Annotated in this window: 9 protein-coding genes; 3 read left to right on the top strand and 6 right to left on the bottom strand. The window is 67.7% G+C overall.

Annotated elements, in window-relative coordinates:
- Window positions 1-41 precede the first annotated feature (41 nt).
- From epmA to IU514_RS10800, 5 genes are all read right to left on the bottom strand, one after another.
- A complete protein-coding gene (epmA, locus tag IU514_RS10820) occupies window positions 42-1,028 on the bottom strand; it encodes an EF-P lysine aminoacylase EpmA (protein ID WP_194931113.1) in 987 nt (328 codons plus the stop codon).
- Entirely contained in the window at window positions 1,025-3,493 is a 2,469-nt protein-coding gene (gene ligA / locus IU514_RS10815; protein WP_194931112.1) for an NAD-dependent DNA ligase LigA, read from the bottom strand. Before ligA ends, epmA begins: the two co-directional genes overlap by 4 nt.
- Window positions 3,494-3,630: 137 nt before the next feature.
- Entirely contained in the window at window positions 3,631-4,365 is a 735-nt protein-coding gene (gene zipA, locus IU514_RS10810; protein WP_194931111.1) for a cell division protein ZipA, read from the bottom strand.
- Between the two features lie 65 nt (window positions 4,366-4,430).
- Window positions 4,431-7,934 carry a chromosome segregation protein SMC gene (smc, locus tag IU514_RS10805; protein WP_194931110.1) on the bottom strand — a complete coding sequence of 1,168 codons (3,504 nt, stop codon included), beginning with the start codon at window positions 7,932-7,934 and terminating at the stop codon, window positions 4,431-4,433.
- Window positions 7,935-8,099: 165 nt separating this feature from the next.
- Window positions 8,100-9,263, bottom strand: coding sequence for an ABC transporter ATP-binding protein (locus IU514_RS10800; RefSeq protein WP_194931109.1), 1,164 nt, complete (start codon window positions 9,261-9,263; stop codon window positions 8,100-8,102).
- Between the two features lie 129 nt (window positions 9,264-9,392).
- On the opposite strand from IU514_RS10800, the gene IU514_RS10795 reads away from it, so the two are divergent.
- The 3 genes from IU514_RS10795 (at window position 9,393) to pgl (ending at window position 12,747) form a co-directional block, all read left to right on the top strand.
- Window positions 9,393-10,766, top strand: coding sequence for a GH1 family beta-glucosidase (locus IU514_RS10795; RefSeq protein WP_194931108.1), 1,374 nt, complete (start codon window positions 9,393-9,395; stop codon window positions 10,764-10,766).
- A gap of 189 nt (window positions 10,767-10,955) precedes the next feature.
- Window positions 10,956-11,942 (top strand): glucokinase, encoded by a 987-nt coding sequence (gene glk, locus IU514_RS10790; RefSeq protein ID WP_194931107.1) that lies wholly within the window; start codon window positions 10,956-10,958, stop codon window positions 11,940-11,942.
- A gap of 64 nt (window positions 11,943-12,006) precedes the next feature.
- Window positions 12,007-12,747, top strand: coding sequence for a 6-phosphogluconolactonase (pgl, locus tag IU514_RS10785; protein ID WP_194931106.1), 741 nt, complete (start codon window positions 12,007-12,009; stop codon window positions 12,745-12,747).
- A gap of 14 nt (window positions 12,748-12,761) precedes the next feature.
- On the opposite strand, the gene IU514_RS10780 is transcribed toward pgl, so the two are convergent.
- A complete protein-coding gene (locus IU514_RS10780; RefSeq protein WP_194931105.1) occupies window positions 12,762-15,914 on the bottom strand; it encodes a discoidin domain-containing protein in 3,153 nt (1,050 codons plus the stop codon).
- Window positions 15,915-15,916 lie beyond the last annotated feature (2 nt).

Below are 15,916 nucleotides of genomic sequence, written 5' to 3'. Positions count from 1 at the left end.
TCCGCAATAGCAATTATCACAATCGCGGGATGGGAAGCGTGTCACGCGCGTGAAAATTCGAAGGCAAGCACATCGGCGATCCGCCCGGTGCCGAGCATCGCCATCATCAGCCGGTCGACGCCCAGCGCGACACCGGCGCAATGCGGAAAGCCCGCCGCCAGCGCCTCCAGCAACCGCTCGTCACGGGGCGGCTGGATGTCGCCCCTCTCCCTGCGCACGTCGCGGTCGCGGTCGAAACGGCTCCCCTGCTCCACTGCATCGGCCAGCTCGTGGTAGCCGTTGGCCAGTTCCAGCGGCCCCAGGTAAAGCTCGAAGCGCTCGGCGACCGGCACGCCGTCCTCCGGCCCGCCATCGCGCACACGCGCCAGCGCGCATTGCGACGCGGGGTAGTCGTACACGGCCAGCAACTGGCCGGCCGGGAAGTCCGGCTGCAGCCGGTGTGTCATCAGCAGGTCGAGCCAGTCGTCGCGGGTCAGTCCGGCCGGGTCGATCACGACGTCGCCCAATGCCGCGCGGAGCTCCTCGTCGCTGGCGCTATGGGGATCGATACCCAGCCGTTGACGGTAAAGCTCGTGATAGGAAACCAGCGACAACTCCGCGTGCCGGCCGACCAGCGCCAGTGCCGCCCGCACCAGGTTCGCGGTCTCCTCGATCAAGCGGCGGTGATCCCAGCCCAGCCGGTACCACTCGAGCATCGTGAACTCGGGGTTGTGGCGCCCGCCTGCTTCGCCATCGCGGAACACCCGGCCGAGCTCATAGCAGTCGCCAAACCCGGCCGCCAGCAGCCGCTTCAGCGGGTATTCGGGCGACGTGCGCAGCCATCGCGTGCGCGGAGCGCCGTCGGTGCGGCCACTGAACTGCAACGAAAACGAAGCGATGTTGGGATCGGTATTGCCTGCCACCGACATCACCGGCGTCTCGACCTCGGTGACACCACGCTCGGCGAAGAATGCGCGGATCGTTGCGTTGAGCCGCGCACGCAGGCGCAACGCCTCGAAGTCCGCGGACGGCAGCCAGTCCCGGGTCATGCGCCGTGCGTTCCGAGGAACTCCAGCAGCCTGGCTTCGTCCCAGATTTCCACGCCCAGCTCCTGCGCCTTGTCGAGCTTGGAGCCGGCCGATTCACCGGCGACGACGAAGCTGGTCTTCTTCGACACGCTGCCGGCGACCTTCGCGCCCAATGCCTCGAGCTTCGCTTTGGCATCGTCACGGCCCATCGTCGCGAGCGTACCCGTCAACACTGCGATCTGGCCCTCGAGCGGACCTTGCGCTGCTGACGTCGCCGTCGGGGTGATGGCCAGCAGGCGCGACAGTGCAACTGCGCTGTCGCCCAGCAGCTTCGCCTGGTGCTCGTCCTCGAGCCAGCCGGCCAGCGTGCGGGCGGTGTCGGGTGGAAGCCCGGCGGTGACGAAGTTGTGTTCGGGCGCATCCAGCAGCGCCTCCGCACTCGGGAACGCCGACGCAAGCTGCTCGGCTCGCACCTTGGTGACCTTGGGAATTTCAAGGTCCTGCAGCAGCATGGCCAGTGTCAGTCCGTCGAGCAGCTTCGGGGACGGCGCGTGCGTGTCGGTGATCGTCACGCCTCGCGCCAGCAGGTCGTCGATCACCTGCTGGTTGCCGGGCTGGTCGAGGAAATGGCCGATCGAACGCGCGACTTCGCCGCCGACGTCCGGCACGCGCTTGAACAGCGGCCACGGCAGGTGGCGGACCAGTTCGATGTCGCCGAACCACGTCGCCAATGCCTTGGCGGTGCTTTCACCGACGTGCTGGATGCCCAGCGCGTAAAGGAATCGTTCAAGCGTGGTGCTGCGGCTGCGGTCGATCGCCTCGATCAGGTTCTCGGCCCACTTCGTGGCGACCTTGGCCCGGTTCCATGCCACGCCATAGCCTTCCGGAAGCCGCTGCTTCCAGTCTCCCAGGCTGGCACGCGCGGCCGGCGAGAATTCCTTGACGGCCTCGCCCTTGTACGTCAGCTCGCTCGCGCTCTTGCCAAGGAGTTCGACAAAGCCTTCCACCGACTCCGAATCGAGCAGCGCCTTGGCGGTGAGCAGGTCGTCCAGCGTCAGCGAGTACAGGTCGGCGACGTTACGGATCGAGTCGGAATCGCTGAGGATCTCGATCAGGCGCTCGCCCAGGCCGTCGATGTCCATCGCGCGCCGCGACGCGAAGTGGCCGATGGCCTCCTTGCGCTGCGCGGCGCAGGTGAGTTCGCCCGAGCAGCGCCACACCGCTTCGCCTTCCTCGCGCACCAGTTCCGATCCGCACACCGGACAGTGGCTCGGCATCGCCCATGGCTTCGTGCCCGGCGGACGCAAGTCAGGCACCACGCGCACGACCTCCGGGATCACGTCGCCGGCGCGCCTGACGATGACGGTGTCGCCGTTGCGGACATCCAGCCGCGCGACCTGGTCGGCGTTGTGCAGCGTCGCGCGCGTCACGGTGACGCCGCCGACCTGCACCGGCTGCATCAGCACCCATGGAGTCACGGCTCCGGTGCGGCCGACGTTGACCTCGATCGACTCCACGACCGTCATCTGTTCCTGTGCCGGGAACTTGTGCGCGATCGCCCAGCGCGGCGCGCGCGAGACGAACCCCATCTCGGCCTGGCCTTCGTAGTCGTCGAGCTTGTAGACCACGCCGTCGATGTCGAACGGCAGCTTGTCGCGCTTGGCGCCGATCTCCCGGTAGTAGCCCAGCAGGCCGTCGGCACCGGCGACGACCGAGGTTTCCGTGCTGACCGGGAAGCCCCAGTCGCGCAGGCGCTTCAGCGTTTCGGAGTGGGTGTCGGGCAGGTCGCCATCCACCTCACCCACCGCGTAGGCGTAGAACGCCAGTGGGCGCTTGGCGGTGATGCGCGGATCGAGCTGGCGCAGCGAGCCGGCCGCGCCGTTGCGCGGATTGGCCAGCACTTTGCCGCCGTGCGCGAGCGCCTGCTCGTTGTAGCGGCGGAAATCCGCCAGCGGCATATAGACCTCGCCGCGCACTTCCAGCACCTCGGGCCAGCCGTTGCCGCGCAGCTGCAAGGGGATCGCCTTGATGGTGCGCAGGTTGGCGGTGACGTCCTCGCCGGTCGCGCCGTCGCCACGAGTGGCACCGCGCACGAAGCGGCCATGTTCGTAGCGCAGGCTGATCGCCAGGCCATCGAGCTTCGGCTCCACCGAGAACCTCGGCCGCTTGCGTCCCAGCTTCTGCTCGATGCGGCGCTCGAAATCGACGATCTCCTCGTCGCTGAAGGCATTGCCCAGCGACAGCATCGGGATCGAATGACGGACTTCGGCGAAGGCACCGCCCGGCGTGGCACCGACCCGCTGCGTCGGCGAGTCGGGCGTCACCAGTTCGGGATGCGCGGCCTCCAGTTCGTCGAGTTCGCGCAGCATGCGGTCGTATTCGGCATCCGGAATGGCCGGGTCGTCGAGCACGTGGTAGCGGTAGTTGGCGTCGTCGAGCTGGCAGCGCAGCTCTGCAATGCGGGTGGCGATGTCGGTCTTAGGCATGATGTGCCCGGATGCAGTCCTTCGACTTCGGCGCGATTGCGCCGGCGCTCAGGTCGGACAGGCTGTGCTGGTAACGCGACTCCGTTCGTCCTGAGCGTAGCGAAGCGGAGTCGATGGCCCGTAAACGTGCCTCGCGCTTACCAGCGCGCCGGCTTGGTCAGCGGCGGCGCTTCGCGCTGGCGGTCGTAGGCGCGCAACTCGTCGCGGATGTGGGCGATGCGCTGGCGGCCGAGCGCGTTGCGCGACTCATCCAGCACCACGCCGTCGAGCAGCTCGGCCATGCGTTGCGCGGTCGGCAGCATGGTTTCCCAGGCGTCGAGCGCGTTGACCGGCGCCGGCAGGGTCAGGAAGAACGCAATCGCCGGGGTTTCCAGCGCCTGGATTTGCGCCATGTCGAAGCTGCCCGGCTTCATGATGTTGGCGACGCTGAACACCGGACCGCGCTCGGGATGGTTTTCGACCAGGCGGTGGAACACGCCCATGTGGCCATACACCAGCCCCGCCTTCTCGGCGGCGACGACGATGTCGGGGCCGTGCAGCTTCTCTCCGGCACGGGCGGCCAGGTACAGCGTGACGATCTTGTCGAACTCCTCGGTGGCGCGGCGGCCAAGTTCGGTATTCGCGCCACCTTCGGTGCCGCGGTCGGGCAGTTCCAGCTCCGCCTGCGTCGTGGGTTCGGCGGCGCCCAGGCCGCCCAGCTCGCTCTGCAGCTGCTCGCTCAGCGTGGGTTCCTGGCGCAGCGTCTCGCCGCTTTCGCGCGCGACGCGCTTGCCCTGCCCCGGCTTGCGCGGGCGCCCGAAGAACACGATCGCACCGATCAGGATCAGGCCGGCGATCAGGATTCCGATCCGCAGCATGGTCACATCCGACATCGTTGCTTCTCCTTGCTCTCAGGCGGCTTGCTGCGACGAGGAAACGGCTGGCGTTCCGGCGGCCGTCAGGCCACGCCTGCCAGGCGCGAGGCCTCGGCCAGGTCGACCGACACGAGACGGCTCACGCCGGGCTCGCGCATGGTCACGCCGGACAGCTGCTGCGCAGCTTCCATCGTCGCCTTGTTATGGGTGACGAACAGGAACTGTACCTGTTCGCTCATCTCGCTGACCATCTGCGCGAGTCGGCCGACGTTCGCTTCGTCGAGCGGCGCGTCGACCTCGTCGAGCAGACAGAACGGCGCAGGATTGAGCCGGAAGATCGCGAACACCAGCGCCACTGCGGTCATCGCCTTCTCGCCACCGGACAGCAGCGAGATGTTCGACACGCGTTTGCCAGGCGGACGCGCCATGATCGACACGCCGGTGTCGAGCAGGTCTTCGCCGGTCAACTCGAGGTATGCGTGGCCGCCGCCGAACAGGCGCGGATACAGCTCCTGCACGCCGCTGTTGACGCGGTCGAAGGTGTCCTTGAAGCGGCCGCGCGTCTCGCGATCGATCTTGCGGATCGCGTCTTCCAGCGTTTCCAGCGCGGTGGTGAGGTCGGTGAACTGCGCGTCGAGGTATTCCTTGCGCTGCGCGGCCTCGGCGTGCTCCTGGATCGCGGCCAGATTGACCGGCTCCAGGCGGCGAAGCTTGCCGTCGAGTTCGGCCACCGTGCGTTCCCACACCTGCGGTTCCATGTCGTCGGTCAGCGTGTTGACGACGTCCTCCAGCACGAAGCCGGCTTCCGTCACCGCCGCCGCCAACTGCTCGGCCTTCAGTACCAGCGCCTGCTGCTCGAGGCGGCGCTGGCCGATGCCTTCGCGCTGCTGGATGGCCTGGTCGTCGCGCTGGTGCCGGACCTGTTCGAAGCGGCGCAGGTCGTGGTCGATGCCATCGACCGTGGTGCGCGCGATGGTGAGGTTCTGCTCGGTGATGACGCGCTGCTCGAGCGCGACCTGGCGCTGCTCTTCCAGCGTCTGCACCGGGGCATCGCCGTCGGCGAGCTGCGCCGACAGTTCGCCCAGGCGCGAATCGATCTGGCCGCGCTGGCCGCCCATGCGGTCAAGAGCCTGCGACAGCGCGGTGATCTGGGTGCGCTGCGATTCCAGCGTCAACGCCAGCGCGTGCGCGGTGTCGCGCGTTTCACGTGCCATGTTGCGGGCCTGGTCGCGGGCTTCGCCGAAGGCGCGGCGCTGCGCTTCCAGCTGCTGGCGGTTGTCCTCCAGCTCGCCCATCAGCATCACCGCTTCTTCCTGGCGGACGCGCGCTTCGCGCGCCTGCTCGCGGCTTCCTTCCAGCGATTCGGCCAGTTGCGCCAGCTCCGCGTCGATCTTCTCGATGCGGTCGCGCGCGGAATCCAGGCGGCCCTGCTGGCTCTGCAGCTGGCCGGCCAGTTCGGACACGCTGCGGTGCGCCATGTACAGCGTGCGCTGCGCATCCTCGCGCTGCTGCTCGGCGGCCAGCAGGCGGTCGCGCAGCTGCACCAGGGTAGAGTCGAGCTCGCGCTCGCGGTTCTGCAGCGATTCGATCTCGCCACGCAGCGACTGGATCTCGCGCTCACGCAGCAGCGCGCCCTGCTTGGCGGCACCGGAACGCAGCACCCGCACCCAGCCGGCACCGAGGCGCTCGCCGCTGCGGGTGATGACCGATTCGCCGTCGCCGAGCATCGGCAGCATCGTCCGCGCTTCGGTGAGGTTCTCCGCGGCATGCAGCTTGGCGAGAATGCGGCGGATCGCGATCGGTCCGCGAACCTTCGACGCCAGCGACGTCGGCGCGAAATCGACCGCGTCGTTCTGCGGATCGACCAGGGCCAGGCGGCCTTCGCCCAGCTCGCCGATCGCCTCGACCAGGGTTTCCGGCGATTCGACCAGCACGCCTTCGATCATCTGGCCGAGCGCGCCTTCGACGGCGTTCTCCCAGCCTTCCTCGACAACCAGCTTTTCGCCGACGCGCGCGGCCGAATCCAGGCCGCGCGACTTCAACCAGCTCAGCGCAGCGCCCTGTTCCTGGCCCAGCGCAGCGTGCTGCAGCGTCTCCAGCGAGGACAGGCGGCCACGCGCGGTCTGGGCGCTTTTGCGCACCTCGGCAAGCGCGGCCTGCGAGGCACGCTGCTGCTCCTGCAGATCGCCGAGCGCGCCCTTGCGGGTCTCCAGTTCGTCGCTGAGGCTGTCGATCGACAGCTTTTGCGTCTCGTGCTCCTCCTGCAGCGCGCTGAACGCCTCGGTCAGCGCAGTCAGGTCGAGGTTGAAACGTTCGCTGTTGAGCACACCGCGGCGGCGATCGGCGTCGAACACCTGACGGTCCAGGTGCTCGATGCGCGTGCGCTCGACATCGGCCGCGCGAGAGGCTTCGGCTTGGGCACGGCTGTGCTCGTCCCAGCGCTGCTGCCAGTCGTTGAGCTTCTGCTCGGCGTCCCGCAGCGCTTCCTGGCGGGCTTCATCGTCCTCGCGCAGCTGTTCCAGGCGCGGTTCGGCCTCGGCCACGGCGCTGCGCAGTACATCCAGGCGGGACTGGTCGCTGCCGATGTGCTGGCCCAGTTCGGCCAGTGCGGCCAGCGCCTCGTCGCGTGCCTTGTGCAGGCGCTGCGTCATTTCGCGCTGGTGCTGGATCTGCTGTTCGATGCGGGCCAGCGTGCCGCCGACTTCGTAGCTGGCGGCTTGTGCCTTGTTGAGCGACTCGGCTGCTTCCTCGCGCTTGACGCGCCCCACTTCGATCTCGCGCTCGGCCTCGCGCTGTTCGGCGATCAACTGCTGCAGGCGGGTTTCCTGCTGGCTCAGCTTCTCGCGCTGCCCGGCGAGCTTCTGGTCCAGGGCGCGGTGCTCCAGCGCCTTCCATTCCGCGTCCTTGACGCGGCGCTCGGCCTGGATGGTCTGGTACTGCTCGGCCTGACGCGCCTGGCGCTTGAGGTGTTCGAGCTGCTTGCCGACTTCCTCGCGCAGGTCGTTCAGGCGATCGAGGTTCTCGCGCGTGTGGCGGATGCGCGTCTCGGTTTCCTTGCGGCGCTCCTTGTACTTGGAGATGCCGGCGGCTTCCTCGAGATAGACGCGCAGATCCTCGGGCTTGGCCTCGATGACCTGGCTGATCATGCCCTGCTCGATGATCGAGTAACTGCGCGGGCCCAGACCGGTGCCGAGGAACAGGTCGGTGATGTCGCGACGGCGGCACTTGGCGCCGTTGAGGTAGTACTGGCTGGTGCCGTCGCGGCTGACCGTGCGCTTGACCGAGATCTCGTTGAACGCGGCGAACTCACCGGTGATCGTGTGATCCGAGTTGTCGAAGATCAGCTCGACCATCGCCTGCGAGACCGGCTTGCGCGCGGACGAGCCGGCGAAGATCACGTCGGTCAGCGAGTCGCCGCGAAGCCGGCTGGCCGAGCTTTCGCCCATCACCCAGCGCACCGCGTCGATGATGTTGGACTTGCCGCAGCCATTCGGACCGACAACGCCGGTCATGTTGGTCGGCAGATGCAGCGTGGTCGGATCGACGAACGACTTGAAACCGGACAGCTTGATCGTGGACAGACGCATGCGGCGGGGTTGCCTCTGGCGACGCCCCCGGGAGGCGCGGCCGTGATTACCAACTGAGATTAGGTGTGGCTCCCAAACACTTGATTCATATGGGAGAGATCAGGCCCATAGACCATATCTTCACGCGAGTATAGCGGGGCCTTCCGCGGCCGTCCCGCGCCTGTCTCACGGCACGGCATGGGCCGTGCCAGCGCCCCCCGTGTTCACGCCTCCCACCTGCCGGGACTCGACCGCGTCCAGCCTCGACTCACTGGCAGGATCGAAGTAATGCATGCGCCCTGGGTCATGTCCGAGGTGCACGGTATCGCCGATACGCGGGAGATCGCGTGGCGGCAGGCGCACCACCAGATCGCCGCCTCCGCAGGCCAGGTCCAGGAAGGCCTCGTTGCCCACCGGCTCGACCCCCTCCACCCGCGCCGGGAGTGTCGCCGGACCGGCTTCGGAAAGACGCAGGTCCTCTGGCCGCAGCCCGACCGTCAGCTGGCGCCCCACGTAGCCCTGCACCCGCTCGCGCAGGACGCCATCGGGGCGCAGTGGCAGGTCCACGCCTTCGCCGACCCGCAACGCGAGTGCGCCGCCGCGCTCCACCACCTCGCCCGACAGCAGGTTCATCTTCGGGCTGCCGAGGAACGTGGCGACAAACAGGTTGGCCGGGCGGTCGTACAGCGCCATCGGCGTATCGATCTGCTGGATGCGCCCGGCGTTGAGCACGACGATGCGCTGGCCCAGCGTCATCGCCTCGATCTGGTCGTGGGTGACGTAGACCATGGTCGTGCCGAGCTGGCGATGCAGGCGCGAGATCTCCACCCGCGTGCTGGCACGCAGCTTGGCGTCCAGGTTCGACAGCGGCTCGTCGAGCAGGAAGACCTGCGGCTGACGCACCAGCGCCCGGCCCAGCGCGACGCGCTGGCGCTGGCCGCCGGACAGCGCCGCCGGCTTGCGCTCCAGCAGCGATTCCAGCTCCAGCATCCGCGCCGCCTCGCGCACCCGAGTATCGATCTCGGCCCTGCCCAGGCCGCGCAGTTTGAGGGCAAAACCGAGGTTCTCGGCGACGCTCATGTGCGGATAGAGCGCATAGCTCTGGAACACCATCGCGATGTCGCGATCCTTCGGCGCCACATCGTTCACCACGCGCTCGCCGATGCGCAGTTCGCCGCCGCTGATCGCTTCCAGGCCCGCGATCATCCGCAGCAGCGTCGACTTGCCGCAACCGGAGGGTCCGACCAGGACCAGCAGCTCGCCGTCGCGGATCTCGAAACTCGCGTCGTCCACGCCGACGTAGCCGTTGGGATAGACCTTGCGCAGACGATCCAGCGTGAGCTTCGCCATGAGTTCCCCAGAGAGCCTGGCATCCGGTGAGCGCCGGCAGCGATGCAATTGTCGCCGACGTCCGCTATCCTGCCATGTAACCGTTTACATTGCCTATGGCCCACCGCGGGCCATTCCGGAGACCCGACGATGAGCGACGCCCCCGTCTTTCCAGAAGGATTCCTGTGGGGCGCGGCCACCGCCGCTCACCAGATCGAAGGTTCGCCGTTGGCGGACGGCGCCGGTCCGAGCATCTGGACCCGTTTCGCCCACACGCCCGGGATGATGCTCAACGGCGACACCGGCGACGTCGCGTGCGACCACTACAACCGCTGGAAGGGCGACGTGAAGCTGATGCGCGAACTGGGCCTGCAGGCCTACCGCTTCAGCGTGTCGTGGTCGCGCATCCTGCCCGAGGGCAAGGGTCGCGTGAACCAGAAGGGCCTGGACTTCTACTCGCGCCTCGTCGACGAACTGCTCGCCAACGACATCGAGCCGCTGCTCACGCTGTATCACTGGGACCTGCCGGCAGCCCTCGACGACCGCGGCGGATGGCTCAATCCCGACATCGCGGACTGGTTCGCCGACTATGGCCGCGTGCTGTACCGCGCGCTCGACGGCCGCGTGAAGAAGTGGGTCACGCTCAACGAACCGTGGGTGGTCACCGACGGCGGCTACCTGCACGGCGCACTGGCGCCGGGGCATCGCAGCCGCTTCGAAGCACCGATCGCCTCCCATCACCTGATGCGCGCCCACGGCGCCGCGGTAAAGGCCTACCGCGAGATCGGCAAGCACGAGATCGGCCTGGTCGTGAACATCGAGCCGAAGTATCCGGCCAGCGATTCGGCCGAGGATGCGGCCGCCGTGCGCCGCGCGCATGCCTACATGAACGAGCAGTACCTGCATCCCGCCCTGCTCGGCCACTACCCGCCGGAACTCAAGGAAATCTTCGGCGAAGCCTGGCCGGAATGGCCGGCCGAAGACTACGAGCTGATCAAGCAGCCGCTCGATTTCGTCGGCATCAACTACTACACGCGCAGCGTGACCAAGGCCGCCACCAGCTACCCGCTCAACACCGGCGTGGTGAAGCAACCGCTGGGCACCTACACCGAGACCGGCTGGGAGGTGTTCCCGCAGGGTCTCACCGACCTGCTGCTGTGGTTCAAGCAGACCTACGGCGATCTTCCGGTCTACATCACCGAGAATGGCGCGGCCTTCTTCGACCCGCCGGCCGCCTCCGTCGACGAGAACGGAAACCGCCGCGTGCGCGATCCGCTGCGCATGGACTACCTGCGCAAGCACCTGGGCGCGATCCACGATGCGATCCGCGCCGGCGTCGACATCCGCGGTTACATGCTGTGGTCGCTTCTGGACAACCTGGAGTGGTCGCTCGGTTATTCCAAGCGATTCGGCATGGTGCACGTCAACTACGTCACCCAGGAGCGTACGCCCAAGGACAGTGCGCGCTGGTACTCGGAGGTCATCCGCACGCACGGGCGAAAGCTGGCCGATCCGCTGCCCTAGAGTTCTGCCGGACGGGATCCGCTGCTTCCTCGTCGACAGCGGATCTCTTCCGGCCCATCCCAGCGGCATGCCGAAGCGCGCCCCATTGGTTTCGTATTCATCGACGTTTGCGCCCCCCGGCGCCGCATTCGGCAGTACCCTGCCCGCGACCGCGGCCAGGCCGCCCTGTGAAACGAAACGTGGTGACTTTTGAGCGCTCCCGTGCCCGCCTCCGCTGATGTCCTGCTTGCCGATATCGGCGGCACCAATGCCCGCTTCGCGCTGGCCCGCATCGATGCGCACGCGCCTTTGCTGATGGACAGCGTGCGTGAGTTCGCGGTCGCGGACTTCCCGTCCCTGGCGCATGCCGCGCAGCACTACCTCGACGGAACCGGTGCGAGCCCTCGCACCGGCGTTTTCGCGGTCGCCGGGCGGGTCGATGGCGACGAGGCGCGCATCACCAACCACGCCTGGGTGATCTCGGCGCAGCGCACCGGCGAGGCGCTCGGCCTGCAGTCGTTGAAGCTGGTCAACGATTTCGCCGCCCAGGCCATGGCGGCCTCGCTGTATGGCCCCAACGACGTGGTGCCGATCGGCGGCGCGGCGTGGTCACGCGATGGCGGCGACAAGACCTACGCGATCATCGGCGCCGGCACGGGGCTGGGCGTCGGCGGCCTGCTGCGACGCGACGGACGCTACTACCCGCTGCAGACCGAAGGCGGCCACGTCAGCTTCGCGCCGAACACGCCGGAGGAGATCGAGATCCTCAAGCAACTGTCGGCCGAGTTCGGACGCGTGTCGAACGAGCGCCTGGTCAGCGGCATGGGCCTGGTCAACCTGTACCGCGCGCTCAGCGCGATCGCCGGCGAAGACCCGGGGCCGCTGAAACCGGAGGACATCACGGCTCGCGCCCGCGAAGGCGATGCGCGCAGCCTGCGCACGATCGACGTGTTCTGCGCGGTGTTCGGTGCCGCCGCCGGCGACCTCGTGCTCACGCTGGGCGCGTGGGATGCCGTGTTCCTCGCCGGCGGGCTGGTACCGAAGTTGCTGCCGACCCTCGCCCACTCGGGATTCCGACAGCGCTTCGAGTACAAGGGCCGCTTCGCTCCGGTGATGGCGCGCGTACCGGCATTGGCGGTCGTGCATCCGCAACCCGGACTGCTCGGCGCCGCGGCGATGGCGCAGCCAATGCCTTGAACAGCCGGGCCTTGAGTCGCCGCTACACACGGAGCCTGCACGCCTCCATGCGAAGATCCGGACCATGGTCGACGGCACAGCGCACAATCCGATCGGGTCTGGCAGCGCTTATGCGCTGCATGTGCACTCGGGAACGGACGAGTGGATCTGGGCGAGCGCCGTGGCCATCGCCGCAGAGCTCCGCCGTGACCTGAGCGACCGTCCGCGTGCGCGCCTGTTGCTGTCGGGCGGTACGACTCCAGCGCCTGTCTATCGGGCACTGGCCCAGGCGCCACTGGACTGGTCGCGCGTCGACGTGGCTCTGGTCGATGAGCGCTGGCTGCTTCCGGACGATCCCGACAGCAACGCTTACCTGGTCAACGCCAGCCTGCTGCACCACTACGCCAAGGCCGCGCGCTTCGAAGTGATGACACAGCCAGGCCTCCGCATCGAGGATGTGGTTGCCAGAGCCAATGCGCATGCACAGCAACCGGCCGCGGCCGCCGTGCTCGGCATGGGAGAGGACGGACACACGGCATCGATGTTCCCCGGCTCGATCGACCTCGAGCGCGCGCTCGCCAGCCGCCAGGCGTACGCCGCTGTCGACGCCACGGGTTGCCCCGGCGCCCGGCAATGGCTCCGGCGCATCACGCTGACGCCTGCCGGACTGTCCGGAGCCCATGCGAAGCTGCTGCTGATCCAGGGCGCTGGCAAGCGTGCTGTGCTGGAGCGCGCACTGGCCGATGGCGACGTGTCACGTTGGCCAGTCCTGGCCGCGCTAGGCGGAGGCGGCGAACCGCCCTTGCAGATCCACTGGTGCCCGTAGCTTCGAGCGATCGATCAACGCTCCGTCACCGTCACCCGGGCTGGCACCGCGCGGATCAGCAGTTCGCCGTTGTTCCACTTCGCGTCCTTGCCGTTGATCGATGTACGGCCTGGCGGCTGCGGGTACGGCCAACGCAGCACGACGCCGCCCGGCGGCATTTGCAGGCCCGGCGACAGCGCGAGTTGCAGGCCGTTGCCGGTGCGCCGGATGGAATAGCCGAGCGCACCGTACGGCGTGCGCAGACCCTCGACGGAAACCCCTTCTCCATCCAGCCATGCCGGCGGCAGCCCAGCGGCGACCACCAGTGCCTGGTCGTCGTCGCGTGTGTACGCGAACAGGTCCAGCGCGGACCGCACATAGTCCGACTCCACCCAGGCATGCGGCAGGTCACCGACGAAAAAAGGCTTGCGTGGCGTGCGTGAGACCACTTCGGCCCACTGATTCCAAGCTCGTGGCTGCTGGTCCGCGAAGAAGAATGCAAGCGCGTCATGCGCCTGTTCGCGCCACCCGAGGCGGACGAAGCTGCCGATGGTACGCAGCTCGTATGGCGTATAGTCCTTCCACTCCCGCGTGCCGTCACGGCGTGCGACGAACTCGCGCCAGTAGCGCTCGAAGGTGTTGTGCAGGAGGTCCTGCGGCAGTTTCGCCTGCTCGCCGCCCGGCGCCAGCGCGATCGTCGACGACGTCGCGTCGAAATCGCCCAGTTCCGCCGCGCCCGGCAGGTAGTCGATGCCATGACGTTTCGTCGCCGCGTCGAGCGAGGCATACAGATCGGCTCGGAACTGGTCCCGGGACGCGGCGTAACGCGCAGCCTCGTCGCTCTTGCCGAGCCACTGCGCAATCTCGACCGCGTCCTTGTAGCCGCGCAACGCCCAGAAGTTGTCCCAGTACGAATGCATCGGCTTCGCCGAATAGCCTTCGTGACTGATCGAGGCCGGCATCATTCCGTAGAAGGCAGGATCCCGTGCGCGGTTGGCTTCGGTGCGCTCACTCAGGCGCAACTGGTCCATGTATTTCACGGCGCCCTGCACGTGCGGCCACATGGACTCCAGCAAGGCGCGGTCGCGCGTGTAGCGGTAAACCTCGGCGATGGTGAAGACCAGCTCGCAGTGGCTGTCATTCTCCGGCACCGGATCGCTGCCCCGGTCGTCCACGCAGCAGGGTACTTTGCCGTTGTCGAACTGGTACGGCGCATACCAGCGCAGGAACTCCTCCGCGACGTCCTCGCGCCCCATGCGCAGCAGCCCTTCACCGATCATCGCGCCGTCGCGAATCCACGCGCGTGAGTACGACCGCGTACCGGGCTGCAGTCGCGGTCCAATCCGGCTGATCAGCATGTGCGCCAGCCCGGTGCGCAGCGTGTCGACCACCTTCTGTCCCTGCGCCGGAACACGCAGCCGCACACGGTCGAGCTTGTCGCGCCACAGCGCCGCGACCTGCTGTTGCGCGGCCGCCGCATCGAAACCGGGTTGGGGCTCGAACTCGCCCTCCAGCGGAGCCACCCAACTGATCTCGCGGCTTTCGCCCGCGGCGAGCATCAGCGGATACAGCAAAGCACCCGACGCTGCCGCGACGGGGTCGTCTACCGACGCGGGCTGCGGCGCCTCCCCTGAAACGAAGAAGTCGCCACTGGCCAGGCGCGAGGACACCATGCCCTGGTCGAACGTGGTCGCCAGCGCGCTTTCGGCGTGATCCGCGAACACCCGCTGCTTGCCGTCGATCAGCACCCGCGAGTCGACCAGTTGCAGGCGATGGATCGGGCTGACGCCACCGATCGTGTTGAGGAACTGGCTGGGCGGGTTCACCTGGAACGGCTGAACCGCCAGTGCAAGCGAGAATTTGCGCGGCACTCGGCCGGTATTGGCCAGCCGGTAGCGCGCCACCAGTTGCGAGCTCCCCGGCTCGCCAGCAACGAACGCCGTGATGCGCAGTTTGAAGTCCGGATGGGTCCAGTCCACGCTGGGAATCGGAAGGTAACCGTCCTGCAGCGACTGCGCCGACTTCACGCCGGCCCAGGTCACCAGCTTGCCGTCGCTGTAGACGAACGGCTCCACGCTCGGCGCGCCCTTGCCCAGCTCGATCGCACCATCCTCGCCGATCAGCCCCTGCTCCCGTCCGCCGTCGACGCCGACGATGGTCCAGTACGGCTGCTCGCCGCTGAAGGCACGCGGGAAGCGGCCGCGCGGCGCTTCAGCCGCGACCGCTTTGAAGAAGTCGTTGGGTGTCGCGGCGAACGGCAGCGGCTGCACGGCGAACTCGGACAAGCCGATGACGCCGCCCTCGCCCTTGGCCACCACCAGTCGCAAATGGCGCGCCTCGCTCTCTGGCAGCGCGATGTAATCGTTGCCGCCGTCGGCCCCGCTCACTTCACGCGCGGGCCACCAGCTTCGTCCATCGTTGGACAGATCGATGCGATAGGAAGTCGCCGCCATGCCGGGCAGCCAGCGCAGCACGACACCTCCAAACTCGCGCTGGCGCTGCAGATCCAGCTGCCATTGCGGCATCGCAGAAACCGGCGCACGCCACGCACTCCCGGCGTTTCCATCGAGCGCGCTCGCAGCGGGATTGCCCGGCTGGTCCGCCGTTGCCGTGGCCGACCCGGTCAGTGGCGAATGATCCTCCGGTGGCAACGGGCGCAGCGACAGCTCGTCGAAACACACCGAACCCTTGCCACCGGCGCGGTTGTAGATCGTGAACTCGACCCGGCGACTGTGCCGGAGCACCGGATCCGGCGAAGGCCCCCAGGCCCTGGTGATGTGCCGCTTCTTGTAGACCACCTCGGTCCAGGCGGAGGGAAAGACGACGCCCGTCTTGTTGACCCACCAGACGTTGTCGCCGCTGTCGTCGACGAGCTTGAACTGCAGGTCGTTGGCCGGCGACTCGCCCCGCAAGCGGAACGAGAACGCATAGTTGTCGGGATAATCCTGCGGCAGTTCGCGCTGCAGTCCCGCGTAACCCGACACGCCCTTGAAGTCGTAGTCCAGGCACAGTGCTTTGCCCTGATGACCGTCGGCCATCCGCAGCTTGCCGAGTACCTGGTCGGACGTGACGACACTCCAAGCGCCCGGGCGTTCGAAGTCGTCGAGCCGTCGTCCGTCGGACGCCCAGGCCTGGGCACCGGACAAGGCAAGGAGGAGACCCAAAGCCCGCAGAAGCATTCCCAGCATGC

Source organism: Lysobacter niastensis, from assembly GCF_015453285.1.
Lineage (GTDB): Bacteria > Pseudomonadota > Gammaproteobacteria > Xanthomonadales > Xanthomonadaceae > Lysobacter_J > Lysobacter_J niastensis.
The sequence above is the reverse complement of the archived record's forward strand: the minus strand, read 5'-3'. Positions and strand labels throughout refer to the sequence as shown.

Coding starts and splice junctions, on each gene's coding strand:
- epmA (WP_194931113.1), bottom strand. CDS start 1,028: ATGACCCGGGACTGGCTGCCGTCCGCGGACTTCGAGGCGTTGCGCCTG.
- ligA (WP_194931112.1), bottom strand. CDS start 3,493: ATGCCTAAGACCGACATCGCCACCCGCATTGCAGAGCTGCGCTGCCAG.
- zipA (WP_194931111.1), bottom strand. CDS start 4,365: ATGTCGGATGTGACCATGCTGCGGATCGGAATCCTGATCGCCGGCCTG.
- smc (WP_194931110.1), bottom strand. CDS start 7,934: ATGCGTCTGTCCACGATCAAGCTGTCCGGTTTCAAGTCGTTCGTCGAT.
- IU514_RS10800 (WP_194931109.1), bottom strand. CDS start 9,263: ATGGCGAAGCTCACGCTGGATCGTCTGCGCAAGGTCTATCCCAACGGC.
- IU514_RS10795 (WP_194931108.1), top strand. CDS start 9,393: ATGAGCGACGCCCCCGTCTTTCCAGAAGGATTCCTGTGGGGCGCGGCC.
- pgl (WP_194931106.1), top strand. CDS start 12,007: ATGGTCGACGGCACAGCGCACAATCCGATCGGGTCTGGCAGCGCTTAT.
- IU514_RS10780 (WP_194931105.1), bottom strand. CDS start 15,914: ATGCTGGGAATGCTTCTGCGGGCTTTGGGTCTCCTCCTTGCCTTGTCC.